This is a genomic window from Geminicoccus sp., assembly GCF_035556675.1.
Lineage (GTDB): Bacteria > Pseudomonadota > Alphaproteobacteria > Geminicoccales > Geminicoccaceae > Geminicoccus.
Window position 1 is genome coordinate 13,534 of sequence record NZ_DATMFZ010000225.1, and the last position, 15,511, is coordinate 29,044.

The 15,511-nt window shown below is 69.5% G+C and carries 11 protein-coding genes; 7 read left to right on the top strand and 4 right to left on the bottom strand.

What is annotated here, in order from left to right; all coding sequences use genetic code 11:
* Positions 1 to 5 precede the first annotated feature (5 nt).
* Positions 6 to 4,787 carry an NAD-glutamate dehydrogenase gene (locus VNS22_RS15945; protein ID WP_325734103.1) on the bottom strand — a complete coding sequence of 1,594 codons (4,782 nt, stop codon included), beginning with the start codon at positions 4,785 to 4,787 and terminating at the stop codon, positions 6 to 8.
* 80 nt (positions 4,788 to 4,867) lie between these two features.
* Positions 4,868 to 5,608 carry a sugar phosphate isomerase/epimerase gene (locus tag VNS22_RS15950; RefSeq protein WP_325734105.1) on the bottom strand — a complete coding sequence of 247 codons (741 nt, stop codon included), beginning with the start codon at positions 5,606 to 5,608 and terminating at the stop codon, positions 4,868 to 4,870.
* Positions 5,609 to 5,918: 310 nt separating this feature from the next.
* Between VNS22_RS15950 and VNS22_RS15955 the strand changes: the two genes are divergently transcribed.
* The 7 genes from VNS22_RS15955 to VNS22_RS15985 all read left to right on the top strand — a co-directional run bounded on the left by VNS22_RS15955 (position 5,919) and on the right by VNS22_RS15985 (position 14,202).
* Complete coding sequence (locus VNS22_RS15955) at positions 5,919 to 6,509, top strand: class I SAM-dependent methyltransferase (RefSeq protein ID WP_325734107.1); 591 nt, start codon at positions 5,919 to 5,921, stop codon at positions 6,507 to 6,509.
* A gap of 105 nt (positions 6,510 to 6,614) precedes the next feature.
* Complete coding sequence (locus VNS22_RS15960) at positions 6,615 to 8,330, top strand: ABC transporter ATP-binding protein (protein WP_325734181.1); 1,716 nt, start codon at positions 6,615 to 6,617, stop codon at positions 8,328 to 8,330.
* 23 nt (positions 8,331 to 8,353) lie between these two features.
* On the top strand, positions 8,354 to 9,088 hold the full coding sequence (locus tag VNS22_RS15965; protein ID WP_325734109.1) for a lysophospholipid acyltransferase family protein: 735 nt from the start codon (positions 8,354 to 8,356) through the stop codon (positions 9,086 to 9,088).
* Positions 9,088 to 10,353: a 3-deoxy-D-manno-octulosonic acid transferase gene (locus tag VNS22_RS15970; protein ID WP_325734111.1), complete on the top strand. Its 1,266-nt coding sequence runs from the start codon at positions 9,088 to 9,090 to the stop codon at positions 10,351 to 10,353. Before VNS22_RS15965 ends, VNS22_RS15970 begins: the two co-directional genes overlap by 1 nt.
* Entirely contained in the window at positions 10,350 to 11,330 is a 981-nt protein-coding gene (lpxK, locus tag VNS22_RS15975; protein WP_325734113.1) for a tetraacyldisaccharide 4'-kinase, read from the top strand. Before VNS22_RS15970 ends, lpxK begins: the two co-directional genes overlap by 4 nt.
* A 64-nt stretch (positions 11,331 to 11,394) precedes the next feature.
* Entirely contained in the window at positions 11,395 to 12,291 is an 897-nt protein-coding gene (locus tag VNS22_RS15980; RefSeq protein WP_325734115.1) for an RNA polymerase factor sigma-32, read from the top strand.
* A 291-nt stretch (positions 12,292 to 12,582) separates the two neighbouring features.
* Positions 12,583 to 14,202, top strand: coding sequence for a GMC family oxidoreductase (locus tag VNS22_RS15985; RefSeq protein WP_325734117.1), 1,620 nt, complete (start codon positions 12,583 to 12,585; stop codon positions 14,200 to 14,202).
* 53 nt (positions 14,203 to 14,255) lie between these two features.
* Here VNS22_RS15985 and dmeF read toward each other — a convergent pair whose 3' ends face one another.
* Both dmeF and VNS22_RS15995 read right to left on the bottom strand, forming a co-directional pair.
* A complete protein-coding gene (gene dmeF, locus VNS22_RS15990; protein ID WP_325734119.1) occupies positions 14,256 to 15,191 on the bottom strand; it encodes a CDF family Co(II)/Ni(II) efflux transporter DmeF in 936 nt (311 codons plus the stop codon).
* An 11-nt stretch (positions 15,192 to 15,202) separates the two neighbouring features.
* The gene (locus tag VNS22_RS15995) at positions 15,203 to 15,469 is read right to left on the bottom strand and encodes a metal-sensing transcriptional repressor (RefSeq protein ID WP_325734121.1); all 267 of its coding nucleotides are present in this window, start codon (positions 15,467 to 15,469) and stop codon (positions 15,203 to 15,205) included.
* Between the last annotated feature and the right edge of the window lie 42 nt (positions 15,470 to 15,511).

Here is a 15,511-nt window from a genome sequence, read left to right on the forward strand (position 1 = left end):
GGGCGTCAGCCCGCGGTGAGCCGCCCGAGCGAGCGCACCACCGCACCGACCACCGCCGGGTCCACCGTCGCCTCGTTCTCGGCCCGGGCCAGGACGCCGCGGTAGCGCTCGATCGCGGCCTTGCGCCGTTCCGGCCAGGATTCCAGCGTCTCGCCCTTGGTGAGCAGATCATGGGCCGCGCGGCGCAGCATCTCCGCCAGCTCGTCGCGCAGCGCTGCCTTGGCCTCGTGATCCCAGGCGCTGCGCACGGCGATCCGGTCGACCAGTTGCGCGATCCGCCCGGTATCCAGCGTCTCGTCCAGCGCGAGGCGCACGCGCGCCGCCTCCTCGACCGCGATGCCGGTGTCATGGGCGATGCGCAGCACGTCGAGCAGCACCGTAGCGAGCGGCAGCACCGCCAGATGGTCGATCGCCCCGGCCGGCAGGTCCAGCCCCTGCAGGTCCTGGCAGCGCCCGCTCAGCCACCGGGCAAAGCTCGGCGGTGCCAGCCGCTCGATCTGGGTCCGCAACGCATGAACGCCGCCGCGCAGCCGCTCGATCGTGTCGGCCAGCGGCAGGCTCGCCAGGTCGTGCACGATCGTCCAGCGCACCGCCAGCGCGGTGGTGCGGGTGAGCTCGGTCAGCAGGGCCAGCTGCGCCGGCCCGCTGGAGGCCGGGAGCTGCTCCACGGCGCCCCAGACCGGCAGCAGCTCGAAGACCTCGCGCACGATCAGGTAGCCGCGGGCGATCTCGTCGACGCTGGCACCCGTCTCGTCGGCCAAGTCGCGCACGAAGGAGATGCCGGCGCGGTTGACCATGCCGTTGGCCAGGCGGGTGGCGACGATCTCCCGCCCCAGGCGGTGCCGGGCAATCACGTCGGAGAAGCGCTTGCGCAGCGGCCGCGGGAAGTAATGCAGCCGCTCTTCGGCCAGATAGGGGTCGTCCACGGCGGTGCCGGCGCACAGCCCGTCGAACAGGTCCATCTTAGCATAGGCCATCAGCACGGCGAGTTCCGGCCGGGTCAGGCCATGGCCGTCACGCCGCCGCTCGGCCAGTTCCTCGTCGCCGGGCAGGAACTCCAGGCTGCGCACCAGCCGGCCGCTGCGCTCCAGCGAGCGGATCAGGCCGATCTGCGAATCCAGCAGCTCCAGGCCACGCTGCTCGGTGGTGGACAGAGCCAGGTTCTGCAGCGTGTTGTCGCGCAGGACCATGGCCGCGACCTCGTCGGTCATCTCGCGCAGCAACAGGTCGCGCTGCTTGCGGGTCAGGTCGCCGGCCTGCTCCACCGCCCCGGTCAGGATCTTGATGTTGACCTCGTGGTCCGAGCAGTCGACGCCCGCCGAGTTGTCGATGAAGTCGGTGCCGATCCGCCCGCCCTTGCGCGCGAACGCGATCCGCCCGCGCTGGGTGACGCCGAGATTGCCGCCCTCGGCGACCACCTTGCAGCGCAGGTCCTCGCCATCCACCCGGATCGGGTCGTTGGCCCGGTCCTGGGCCTCGCGGTGGGTCTCAGCCCGCGCCTTAACATAGGTGCCGATCCCACCGTTCCAGAACAAGTCGACCGGCGCCTTCAGGATGGCGCTCATCAGCTCGAACGGCGGGAGGCTCTCCGCCTCAATGCCCAGCACCGCACGGATCTGCGGCGAGAGCGGGATCGACTTGAGCTGGCGGGAGAACACGCCCCCGCCCTGGCTGATCACGCTGCGGTCGAAGTCGTCCCAGGACGAGCGCGGCAGGGCGAACAGCCGCTCGCGCTCGGTGAAGCTGCGCTCCGGATCCGGGTCGGGGTCCAGGAAGATATGGCGGTGGTCGAAGGCCGCCACCAGGCGGATCGAGCGGCTGAGCAGCATGCCGTTGCCGAACACGTCGCCGGACATGTCGCCGATGCCGATCACGCTGATCGGGTCCTGCTCCGGATCGACGCCCATCTCGCGGAAATGGCGGCGCACCGATTCCCAGGCACCCCTGGCGGTGATGCCCATCTTCTTGTGGTCGTAGCCGGCCGAGCCGCCCGAGGCGAACGCATCGCCCAGCCAGAAGCCACGCTCGGTGGCGAGCGCGTTGGCGATGTCGGAGAAGCTGGCCGTGCCCTTGTCGGCCGCGACCACGAGATAGGGGTCGTCGCCGTCGTGGCGGACCACGTCGGCCGGCGGGATGGTGGCCTCGTCCCGGATGTCGTCGGTGATGTCGAGCAGGCCGTCCAGGAAGGTCCGGTAGCAGCGGATCGCCTCGTCCTGCTGTGCCTGCCGGTCGCCGGACCTGGGCGGCCGCTTGACCACGAACCCGCCCTTGGCGCCGACCGGCACGATCACCGCGTTCTTGACCATCTGCGCCTTGACCAGGCCCAGGATCTCGGTGCGGAAGTCCTCGCGCCGGTCCGACCAGCGGATCCCGCCGCGCGAGACCGGTCCGCCGCGCAGATGCACCGCCTCGACCTCGGGCGCGTAGACGAAGATCTCCCGCCAGGGCGCCGGCTGCGGCATGCCCGGCACGGCCTTGCTGTCGAGCTTGAAGGAGAGCGAGCGCCGGGATGGCCGGAACGCGTTGGTGCGCAGCATCGCCTGGATCGTGCCCAGATAGCGACGCAGGATCCGGTCCTCGTCCAGCACGGCCACCTTGGTGAGTGCCGTGTCGATCCGGGCGACCGCGGCCGCTTCGGCGGCGGCCCGGTCGCCCGCGGCCTGTGGATCGAACCTGGCCTGGAACAGCGCTACCAGCTCGCGGGCGAGTTCCGGGTTGGCCGCCAGCGTCTGCTCGACATAGGGCTGGCTAAAGGTCAGGCCCACCTGGAGCTGGTACTTGCAGATCGCCCGCAGGGTCACGATCTGGTCGGCGTCCAGGCCGGCGGCCAGGACCAGCCGGTTGAACCCGTCATTCTCGATCTCGCCCAGGAAGATCCGGCGGAACGCAGCCTCGAACCGGCTGCCAATCCGGTCGAGGTCGAAGCTGCCCGGTACCACCGGCTCCACCTCGAAGTCGTGCAGCCAGAAGGCGCGTCCCTCGCGGTCGGCGACCAGATGGGCATCCTCGGCCAGAGTGCGCAGGCCGAGATTTTCCAGGACTGGCAGGACGTCCGCCAGGGCCGCTCGCTGGTCGGCCTGGATCAGCTTGAGGCGCAGCCGCTCGGCGCGGATGCCCAGCGGCCGGTACAGCGTCACCGACAGCGTCACCCCATCCCTCTCGAGTGCCGCCATCCGGGCGATGTCGGCGACCGCCGCCCTGGGTGCTGTCTGCTCCTGGTAGGAGATCGGGAACGCCGTGCCGAACCGGGCCAGCAGGCGCACCCCCGCTTCCTCGCCCTGCGCCTCAAGCAGGGCGGCGCGCAGTCCCTCGCTCCAAGGCCGGGTCGCCTCGGCGATCTCGGCCTCCAGCTCCTCGGCGGTGACCTCGACCGGCGCCCTGGGGTCCTGGACGCGGACGATGAACAGGACCTGGGCCAGCGGGCTCTCGCCGAGCTGCGTCTGGAATTCGCAGTCCACCCCATGCAGGCGGGCCAGCAGGATCCGCTCGATCTGCGCGCGCACGCTCGTGGTCCAGCGCTCGCGCGGGACATAGAGCAGCACCGAGAAGAAGCGCGAGAACCGGTCCTGGCGCAGGAACAGCTTGAGGCGCGAGCGGTCCTGGAGCTGCAGCGTGGCGCGCGCGGTCGCCAGCAGCTGCGCCCGGTCCATCTGGAACAGCTCGTCGCGCGGCAGGTTGTTGAGGATGTGGGCGAGCGCCTTGGCGGCATGCCCGTGCGCGGGCAGCTGCATGGCATCGAGCACGCCCTGCACCTTGCCGCGCAGCAGCGGGATGTCGTGGGGCGGCAGGCTGTAGGCGACCGAGGTGAACAGGCCGAGGAAGCGGTGCTCGCCGACCACCTGGCCGTCCGGCCCGTAGCGCTTGACCCCGACATAATCCAGGTAGGAGGGCCGGTGCACCGTGGCCCGGGTGCTGGCCTTGCTCACCACCACCGGCGGGTCCGGCTGGATCGCGTGCTCCCGCATCTCGGGCGGCAATGCCGCCAGCCCGCCGGAGCGGGGCTGCCCGCCCGCCTCCCCTTCCGGGATCGCCAGGATGCCCAGCGCGGAGCCCGGTACCTGCACCAGGTCCAGCCCGTCCCCGGTATCCACGAGGTCGTAGGTGGCATAGCCCAGGAAGGTGAAGTGGTCGTCGGCGAGCCAGCGCAGGAAGGCCACGGGCTCGGCCACGTCGCCCGGCAGTGTCGAGATGCCGTCGGCAGCCTCGCCGACCTTGGCGCGCATCGGCTGCCAGTCGCGCACCGCCTTGCGCACGTCCTCGATGCCCCGCTGGAGCTCGGCCTCCAGCCGTGCCAGGGCCGGCTGGTCCGAGCGGCGGTCGACCTCCACCAGGATGAAGCTCTCCGGCCGGGCATCCGGCCCGCCCAGGCCGATCAGCCGCCCGTCGCCATCGCGCCGCACCGGCATGACCGGGTGGATGGTGAGATGAATGGCCAGGTCCGCGCGGGCCACCGCCAGATGAACGCTGTCGACCAGGAAGGGCATGTCGTCGTTGACGATCTGCACCAGCGTATGGGTCGAGACGAAGCCGTGCCGCTCGATGTCCGGATTGAGCACCCGGATCCGGCAGGTGCCGGGCAGGCGCCGGTGGGCGAGTTCCAGGTGGCTGAGCGCCAGCCCGTAGAGGTCGGCCGGGTCGTGCGCCGCCAGGTCGGCCTCGGCCACGCCGGCGAAGAAGCGCTCGACGAAGTCCTGGGCCAGGTCGCGGTCGGCGGCCTGCACCCGGCTCTGCACCAGTTCGCTCACGCCCGCGAGCGCGTCCGATCCAGAGCCTTCGGAGAATTCCACTTTCAGACCTCCTGGAGCCGCCAGTTCTGCCAGGATGATGAGCGCCGGCCGTGGCCGTGGCAAGGCGGCGGCCCAGCGGGTCAGCCCGGCCGGGACCAGTCGCGCATCGTCTGGATGGCACGCCGGGCGAAGCGCTCGAAGTCCAGGCAGGCGCCGTGTCCGGCATACCAATGCTGGCAGGCCGACCGGCGCAGTGCCGGGACGATCAGCCCCCAGTCGAGCATGCCCTGACCGAGGTCGGTCCAGACGAGCTCACCGCTGGCGGGGCTTTCGCCGATGTCCTTCAGATGTGCGGCCACGATCCGGCGGGGGTAGCGGTCGATCCACTCGACCGGGTCCTCGCCGGCGCGCACTGCCCAGGCCACGTCGATCTCCCAGAAAATGTCGGGCGAGGCCTCGAACAGGTGCTCGATCGGCCGGCTGCCATCCGGCAGCCGCATGAATTCTTGTTCACGATTATGCCACGCCAGGCGTTTGCCGGCGGTCTTCAGCTTGATCGCATGACCGGCCAGCTCCGCCCCGAGCCGCATCCAGCCCGGCGTGTCGGCCGGATAGTCACCCTGGCCGAGATCGGGGATTATCACCAGCCCGGCATGGAGGGTATCGGCCATGCCGATGACCCGCTGCAGGTCGGACCGCAGTCTGGGCAGCCCCGCTTGGATACTGGGCATGATCAGGTTCGCAGCACGGACCAGGGCCATTAGTCCGGCCGGATCCCGCAGCAGGGCATCGTATGGCTCCACCTTGGCATAGCCCAGCTCGGCGAGGTCCTGCAGGCGCACTGCCAGCGGCGGAAACGAGCGGGCGGCAGCGAGCTGCATGCCTGGAGCAATTTCCATGTGCGACGTCCTGTCATGAACGGCCCATGATCCTCCTAGCAACGTCCGACATGGCCGTAAGGTGCCGCCCATTCCGAGGCCTGCACGAAAATTGTGCATTAGCCACATTTCATGGAAGTTTGTGCGACAGGCACTTTGCAGCCCGAGGCAGCGTGCCTATTTTCCGCACGCCGCGACCCCACCCTCGACCTGAAGGTGGGTCGTTTCTATTTTTCTGCCGAACCACACCCGAAACTGGCGTGGTGTCGCCTGGTGAGGGCGGCCGGCATTGTGGCCGGTCCGAGGAGACGTGATGCAACGGATCGAGCTGTTCAAAGAGAGCGAGCTCTTCTTCAAGACCTGGCTCAGATCGCCGAAGTCGATGGGGTCGATCATCCCCTCGTCCCAGTCGCTGGCCAAGAAGATCGCCGAGCAGGTGATCTGGCAGCCGGGAGAGAAGGTGGTCGAGCTGGGCGGCGGCACCGGGGCGATCACCCAGGGTCTGGTCGATTCCGGCATTCCGCGCGAGGCGCTGATCGTCGTCGAGCTGGACGAGAAGCTGCACAAGTATCTAAGCACCCGCTTCATGGGCGCTACGGTCGTGCGCGGTGACGCCACCAAGCTCGATCAGATCCTGAGCAAGCACGGTGTGCGCAAGGTGTCGACGATCATTTCCGGCCTGCCGATGGTGGGGATGCCCGACGGCTTCCGCGAGGCCGTGTACAAGGGCGGCATGAAGATCGTCGGGCCGAAGGGCGTGATGCTGCAGTACAGCTACTCGCCGATCTCGCCGATCCCGCACCGGCGCTACGGCCTGAACGCCAAGCTGGCCGGCTTCGTGCTCAACAACATGCCGCCGGCCTATGTCTGGAAGTACACCAGCGCGGCCGACCGGAGCGCTTGAACCATCAAGAAGGCGACGACACCGCTGCAGGCGGACGGCCACTGGCGCGCACTGCTCCGTCGCCTCCTGCATGATCACGTCAAGGGCCTGACCGGCAAGCTCGCCATCGCCACGATCGCGATGGTGCTGGTTGCGGCCACCACGGCCGGCAATGCCTGGCTGATCGAGCCGGTCCTGGACAAGGTCTTTCTGGAACGCGACGCCACCATGCTGGCGCTGGTGCCGCTGGCCGTGCTGGCGCTGGCGCTCGTCAAGGGCGTGGCCTCGTTCGTCCAGGACCGCATGATGGCGGATGCCGGCAACCGCGTGGTCGCCGACATCCAGGCCCGGCTGTTCCGCCATACGATCCGCGCCGATCTCGGCTTCTTCGTGACCGAGGGCACCGGCGGGCTGATCTCGCGGATCACCTACGACGTCGCCGCCCTGCGCGTGGCGCTCACCTCGGTGCTCACCGGCATGGCCCGGGACGGCCTGTCGGTGATCTTCCTGGTGGCGCTGATGTTCTACCAGGACTGGAAGCTCGCCACGATCGCCTTTCTGGGCTTCCCGCTCGCCTACTGGCCGATCACCCGGCTGGGCAAGCGGGTGCGCAAGGTGGTGGGCCAGGCCCAGGCGCAGATGGGGCGGATCACCGGCCGGCTGGAGCAGACCTTCCAGGGGGTGCGCCAGGTCAAGGCCTATGACCGCGAGAACTTCGAGATCGAGCGGATCGACGGGCTGATCGAGGGTCAGTACCAGTTCCAGCTCAAGGCCGCCCGGATCCGTGCCGCCACCGCACCGGTCATGGAAACGCTGGGCGGCGTCGCGATCGCCGCGGTGATCGGCTATGGCGGCAGCCAGGTGCTGGCCGGCAACACCACGCCCGGCACGTTCTTCAGCTTCATCACGGCCCTGCTCATGGCCTACCAGCCGCTCAAGAGCATCGCCAAGCTGAACAATGCCCTGCAGGAGGGGCTGGCTGCGGCGGACCGGGTCTATGCCGTGATCGACCGCCCGGCCGAGATCGAGGACCAGCCGGATGCCGGCGCCCTCGCGAACGTGAAGGGCCATGTCCGCTTCGAGGACGTGCATTTCGCCTATCATGCCCGCGTGCCGGCCATCCAGGGACTGAGCCTGGACATCCCGCCCGGCAGCACCGTGGCGCTGGTCGGGCCGTCAGGCTCGGGAAAGTCGACCCTGATCAACCTGCTGCTGCGCTTCTGGGAGCCGCAGCAGGGCCGGATCACCATCGACGGCCAGGACATCCGCACGGTCACCCAGGCGTCCCTGCGGGCGCAGATGGCGCTGGTCAGCCAGGAAGTGAGCCTGTTCGACGACACGGTCAGGGCCAACATCGCCTATGGCCGGCTGGAGGCCACCGACGACGAGATCACGGCCGCCGCCATGGCTGCAGCCGCGCACGACTTCATCATGGCGCTGCCGGAGGGCTACGATACCCGGATCGGCGGCTCGGGGATCCGGCTTTCGGGCGGGCAGCGGCAGCGCCTCTCCATCGCCCGGGCCATGCTGAAGAAGGCGCCGATCCTCCTGCTGGACGAGGCGACCTCCGCGCTCGACACGGAGAGCGAGCGGCAGATCCAGGACGCGCTGGAGCGGCTGATGGTGAACCGCACCACCCTGGTGATCGCCCACCGCCTGTCCACGATCGTGCATGCCGACAGGATCGCAGTCCTGGACCGCGGCCAGATCGTGGAACTGGGCGACCATGCCTCCCTGGTCCAGGCCGGCGGGATCTATGCCCGGCTCTACCGCCTGCAATTCGAGGAAGGCGGCGGCGCCGACCTGCCGGGGCCGGACGTGCCCGCCCTGCTCAAGGCCTGACCGGCATGGGCATGCTCAAGCGGATGAGCCGCGATCCGGTCTGGCAGCAGCGCACGGCCCGGGCGATCGCCGGGACCATCGAGTTCCTGGACAAGACCGCGCGGATGGAGTTCGAGGCCCATCCTGAGACGCAGCGGATCATGGCGAGCGACGAAGGCGTGCTCGCCGGCTACTGGCACGGCCGCCTCATGTTCATGCCGCTGCTCTGGCGGGGCGTCCTGCGGTCGGTGGGCAAGGACCCGCGCACGCCCGCCTACTCGCTGAGCAGCCCGCACCGTGATGGTGCCATGATGGCCTCAGCACTCGACCTGATCGGGGTGAAGGCGATCATGGGTTCCAGCCGCAGCGGCGGCGCCGATGCGTTCCGGGAGATCCGCCGGCGCCTGAAGGACGGTGACCGCATCTCGATCGCCGTGGACGGCGGCAAGGGCCCACGTCAGCGGGTCCAGGGCGGCATCATGCTGCTGGCCAAGCACAGCGGCTGCCCGGTAATACCCACGACCGGGTCGTGTCGCTGGGGAAAGCAGTTGAATACCTGGGACCGGATGCTGATCCCGACCCCGTGGACCAGGGGCGTGCTGCTCCTGGGCGAACCTATCCGCGTGCCGAAGGATGCGGACCGAGACGAACTCCTCCGCCTGGAACGGCAGTTCGAGGACGCGCTGAACACGCTCATGGACGAGGCCGACCGGCGTTGTGGACGTGCGCCCACCCCGCCGGCCGCCAGGCCTGCCACGGGCGATCCCGCGCCCGCCTGATGCTGCTGGACGTCTGGCGCCTCGCCACCCGGATCGCGGCCCCATTGGTCCGCGTCCATCTGCAGCGGCGGCGACGGCGCGGCAAGGAGCACCCGGAACGCTGGCCCGAGCGGCTGGCGGTCGACGCCACGCGGCGTCCACCCGGCCGGCTGGTCTGGCTGCACGCCGCGAGCGTGGGTGAATCGCTCTCGATCCTGCCGCTGCTGGACGGGCTGATCCAGCAGCGCCCGGACCTGCGCTTTCTCGTCACCACCGGCACGGTGACCTCGGCTGCCCTGATGGCGAAAAGGCTGCCGGACGGCGTGCTCCACCGCTTCGCCCCGGTCGACCTGCCCGACGTGGTCGAGCGGTTCCTGGACCGCTGGCGCCCGGACCTGGCGATGATGGTCGAAAGCGAGCTCTGGCCGAACATCCTGGCCACGCTCGCCCGCCGCGCCGTGCCGACCGTGCTGGTGAACGCCCGGATGTCCGAGCGCTCGTTCCGGCGCTGGCGGCTGGCCGGCAGCTCGATTGCGGCACTTCTGGGCTCCTTCCGGCTGGTGCTGGCGCAGAGCCAGGCCGATGCCGGTCGCCTGACCGCGCTGGGCGCCGGCCGGGTGGTGACGCCCGGCAACCTGAAATACGCGGCACCGCCCCTGCCCGCGGACGAGGACGAGCTGGCGGCCCTGCGCACGGCCTTGGACGGGCGGCCGGCCTGGCTTGCCGCCAGCACCCATGACGGCGAGGAACTGGCGGCCGGGCAGGTGCATCGGGCACTGAAAAGCAGCTTTCCCGACTTGGTCACGGTCGTGGTGCCCCGTCATCCCGACCGGGGGCAGGCGATCGCCCAGAGCCTCGTCAGCGCCGGGCTGCCGGTGGCGCAGCGTTCGGCAGGCCAGCCGCCACGGGCCGGCGCCGTCTATGTCGCCGATACGCTGGGCGAGCTCGGCCTGTTCTATCGCGCCTGCCCGCTCGTGTTCGTCGGCGGCTCGCTGGTGCGTCATGGCGGGCAGAACCCGCTGGAGCCGGCGAGGCTCGGCTGTGCCGTGCTGCTGGGCCCGCATGTCTGGAACTTCGACGAGATCGCCCGGGGCATGATCGCGGGGGGTGCGGCGGTCCAGGTTGAGAACGAGGCGGCGCTGGCCGAGCAGGTCGGCCGGCTCCTGGCCAACCCTGACAGGGTGGAGGCGGTCGGCCAGACCGCCTGCCGGTTCGCTGAGGAGCGTGCCGGGGTGCTGGAACGCATGCTCGCCGCCCTGGCCCCGGTGCTGCCGGGCCCGCTATGAAGCCGCCGGCGTTCTGGACCGACGGCGGTCCGCTCGTCTCATTGCTGGCCCCGCTCGGCAGCCTGTATGGCCGGATCGTCACCCACCGCGCCCGCCGGCCGGGCACGCGGCTGGACGTGCCGGTCCTGTGCATCGGCAACGCCACGCTGGGCGGCAGCGGCAAGACCCCGGTGGTGCGCTCGCTGGCCCGCATCCTGGCCGAAGAGTTCGACCTCACGCCCCATGTCGTGACCCGCGGCTATGGAGGCCGGGTCCGGAGCACCACCCGGGTCGACCCAGCCAGCCACGATGCCGCCGCCGTAGGCGACGAGCCGCTGCTGCTCGCGCGGGACGCCGTGGTCTGGGTGGGACGGGATCGTCTCGCCAGTGCCCGGACCGCGGTCGCGGCTGGTGCCCGGTTCATCCTGATGGATGACGGGTTCCAGAACGCCGGCCTCGCCAAGTCCGCCTCCTGGCTGGTGGTGGACGGGCCGGCCGGGATCGGCAACGGCCGGGTCTTTCCGGCCGGCCCCCTGCGCGAGCGTTTCGCCGATGCCGTCCTGCGGGCGGAGGCGCTGGTAATGATCGGCCCCGACCGCCAGCTTCTAGGCGCACAGGCCGGGCTGCCGGTGCTGGCGGCCGAGCTGCGCCATCCGCCCGGAGCACTGGCGGAGCTGGCGGGGCGGCCGCTCCTGCCGTTTGCCGGGATCGGCCGGCCGGCCAAGTTCTTCGAGAGCCTGACCGCCGCAGGACTTCATCTCGTCGGCACCCGGGCCTTCCCCGACCACCACCCGTTCACCGAAGCGGAGCTTGCCGGGCTGCATGATGCGGCCAAGCGATCGGGCGCCACGCTGGTCACCACCGAGAAGGATCTGGTCCGCCTGCCGCCCGGGCAGCGACGGGGCATCGTTACGATTCCCGTTACAATTTGTTGGCGGAACCGGGAGATGGTTCGCGGCTTGTTGAGAGGATTGATCGCACCTGTGTCGACGCGCTGAGGCGCCGCCCGGGTCCGGGTGCGGCAGTCGCCTTCAGGACCCGAGCTCTCGCGGAGGCATCAGGATGAGTATGATTGACACCATGTCGGCGCAGCGCGCAGACCGCCGCTTCGTACAGGGTGCCATGGCCGCCCCGATGCTCGCTCGCGAACACGAGCTGGAACTGGCGCGGCGCTGGCGTGAAAACAATGACCAGGCTGCACTTCACGAACTCGTGACCTCGTATCTGCGGCTCGTCGTCGCGACCGCCGGCCGCTACCGCAATTACGGCCTGCCCATGCCCGATCTGGTGCAGGAAGGCATGGTCGGGCTGATGCAGGCCGCGGCCCGGTTCGAGCCGGAACGGGACGTCCGCTTCTCGACCTATGCAGCCTGGTGGATCCGTTCGGCCATGCAGGACTTCGTGCTGCGCAACTGGTCGATCGTGCGCACCGGCACCACGGCCGCGCAGAAGTCGCTGTTCTTCAACCTGCGCCGCCTGCGCGCCCGCATCGATGGCGGGCGCAAGCAGCAGATGGACGACGACGACCGGGCGGCGATCGCCCAGGAGCTGGATGTCGGCATCGCCGACGTGATCGCCATGGAGCACCGGCTCTCGGCCTCGGACCAGTCGCTGAACGCGCCGGTCGGCCTGGAAGGCGAGAGCGTCGGCCAGGACTTCATCGCCGACGAGCGGCCCAACCCGGAGGAGGCGCTGGCCGACGGCCATGACAGCCGCACCCGGACACGCTGGATCGCCAGCTCGCTGGCGACCCTGTCGGAGCGCGAGCAGATCATCATCCGCGAGCGGCGCCTGCGCGAGGAAGGCTCCACCCTGGAGGAGCTCGGCCGCAAGCTCGGCATCAGCAAGGAGCGGGTCCGGCAGATCGAGCACCGCGCGCTGCAGAAGCTGAAGAACGCGCTGCTCCAGCGGGTCAAGGATCCGGCCGACGAGGCGATCCTGGTAGGTGCGTTCGCCTGATCTGTTCCGCAGCGAGTTTCCAGCGAGCGGCGCCTGCCGATGGTGCCGCTCGATGTGTTTCTGACGGTCAGGCCCATCTGGTCGCAGCCTGCGGCACCAGTCGGCCGCCGCCACGGTCACTGCCGTCATGCCAAAGTGTCTGGCTGCCCCGGCCTCCTGCCGTCGTTTCGGCAGTTGGCGGCCAGACCGGTCAGCCGCTATCTGGCGGCCCAGGGCGCGACCGGCACCGACGATCCACCAAATCCTCGCTGATTCCACCAAGCCGCCGCGTCCTTTCTGCTGGGGAGTGCAATGGCGCGCGAAGAGTTCGACTTCATCGTGGCAGGCGGCGGATCGTCCGGCTGCGTGGCGGCGGCCAAGCTGGCGGCGGTCGGCAATCACCGGGTGCTCCTGCTGGAGGCCGGCCATTCCCATCGCCACCCGCTGCTCGACATGCCGCCCGGCATCTTCAAGCTGATCAACGGCAGCAAGTACATGCGCTACCACACCACGGTGCCGCAGGAGCATCTGGAAGGCCGGGCGCACGACATTCCACAGGCCAACGTGCTGGGCGGCGGCTCCTCGGTGAACGCGCAGGTCTATATCCGCGGCCGGCCCTCCGACTATGACGAGTGGCACGACCTCCTGCGCGGCAACAACGATGGCGCGGACTGGAGCTGGCAGGCAGTATTGCGCCACTTTCGCGGCATGGAGGGCAACAACCGCCTCCATGACGCGCGTCACGGCGCGGACGGGCCGCTGCTGGTCTCCGACCCCGGCCACGTCAACGAGTTCTCGCGCTGGTTCCTCCAGTCGGTCCAGGCGCTGGGCGTGCCCTACAACCACGACTTCAACGGCGAGAGCCAGTACGGGGTCGGCCTCTACCAGTTCATGAACCGCAGCGGCCGGCGCAGCAGCGCCGCCTATGCCTTCCTGGCACCCCTCGAGGGCGATCCCCGCCTGACGGTCCGGCTGAACGCCGAGGTGACGCGGATCATCGTGGAGAACGGCCGCGCGGTCGGCGTGGCCTACCGGCACAAGGGCGAGGAGCGGGTCGCCCATGCCAGGGGCGAGGTGGTGCTGTCCGCCGGGTCGCTGGTGAGCCCGAAGCTCTTGATGCTCTCGGGCATCGGGCAGGCCGACCAGCTGCGCGAGCACGGCATCGCCTGCCAGGTCGACCTGCCGGGCGTGGGCGAGAACCTGATCGATCATCCGGAAGTGCCGATGACCGCGGTCGCGAACGGCCGCTACGGCTACTTCAAGGAAGGGGTCGGCTGGCGGATGCTGCGCAACGGCCTGCAGTTCAAGCTGTTCGGCACCGGGCCCGTCACCTCGGCCGGCGTGGAGGCCGGCGCCTTCGTCAATCCGGCCGACCCGGACGCACCGCCGACCATCCAGGCCTTCTGCGTGCCGATCGTGTACCTGGACCGCGACACCCGCAACACCATGCAGGACACCTATGGCCTGACCATCACCACGGTGGTGGTGAAGCCCCGCTCACGCGGCACGGTCCGCCTGCGCTCCGCCGATCCTGCGGACATGCCGCTGGTGTCGCCGAACCTGCTGAAGGACGAGCAGGACATGGCGGAGATGATGGCGGGCCAGCGCTTCTTCCTGCGGGTGTTCCGCACCAGTCCCGTCGCCGAGCGGATCGAGCGCATCGCCCTGCCCGATAGCGCCGAACCGGACGACGAGGCCCTGCGCCGCCATTGCCGGCGCTTCGTGAAGACCAACTATCATCCGGCCGGCACCTGCAGGATGGGTGCCGACGGCGACCCGATGGCGGTGCTGGATGCGAAGATGCGGGTGCGGGGCGTAGATGGCCTGCGGGTATGCGACCTGTCCGCCGTGCCGAACATCAATGCCGGCAACACCAACGCCCCGGCGATGATGCTGGGCGACCGCTGCTCGGACTTCATCATGGGCCGCTGATCAGGCGGGATGGACTGGCTGTCCCGGAGGTGCCGGCCATCCGGGACAGCCGTTCAGCGATGAGCGCAGGGCTGCACCTCGACCGTGACGTGCGAGAGCTGGCGGAGATGCGCGACCTTCGCCTTGTAGTGGGCAGGTGCGCGCGGCTGGTCGGAGACCAGCGCCACGATCGCGGCCATGTGCCCGGGCCCCACCCGCCACAGATGCAGGTCCGTCACGCGATCGTCACCCTGCTCCAGGGCCAAACTGATCCGATGGGCCAACGCCTCGTCCGGCACCATGTCGAGCAGGACCGCGCCGGCACCGCGCAGCAGGCCCCATGACCAGTGGGCGATCACGACGCTGCCGACGATGCCCATGAGCGGGTCCATCCAGAGCCAGCCGTAGAACCGCCCGGCGAGCAGCCCCGCGATCGCCAGCACCGAGGTGAGTGCATCGGTCAGCACATGGAGATAGGCGGAGCGCAGGTTGTGGTCGGCATGATGGTCGTGACCGTGGTCATGGTGATGGTGGTGACCGTGGTCGTGATGCTCGCCCTGGTGGAGCATCCAGGCGCTGACGAGGTTCACGACCAGGCCCAGCACGGCGACGGCGATGGCTTCCTCGAACCGGATCGGGACGGGTGCCGTCAGGCGGACCAGAGATTCGACCCCGATCAGCAGCGCGATGACCGCCAGTATCATCGCGCTGGAATAGCCGGCCAGTTCGCCCAGCTTGCCCGTGCCGAAGGTGAAGCGCCGGTCGCGGGCATGGCGGCGGGCATAAAGATAGGCCAGCGCCGCGATCGTGAGCGCCGCGGCATGGGTCGCCATGTGGAAGCCGTCGGCCAGGAGCGCCATGGAGCCGAACGCCAGGCCAGCCGCGATCTCGGCGACCATCATGGCTGCCGTCAATGCTACCACGAACCAGGTGCGCCGCTCGTTGCGGGCATGGTCGGCGCCGAGGAAGACATGGTCGTGCCGCCAGTCCTCGATGGAGCGGGTATGCATGAAGCGGCTCCCTAGAGATATTTGGTGATTTCGCGGAACTCCGCGATTTTCCGCTGGACCTCCGGCGGTAGGGCGTCGGCAGCGGCACCCAGATGATGATCGATATGGTCCAGGATCAGCATCTGCTTGGCCTTCTCCAGCGCCTTGATCACCGCCTGCATCTGCTGGGCGATCACCAGACCATCCCGCCCCTCCTCGACCATGCGGACCACGGTCGCGAGATGGCCGTCGGCCCGCCGCAGGCGCCTGAGGAGGTCGGGGTCGTTCGCATGGCTCATGGATACAACCTATCCCCCCGGAGGGGATAGTTCAACCCGCCG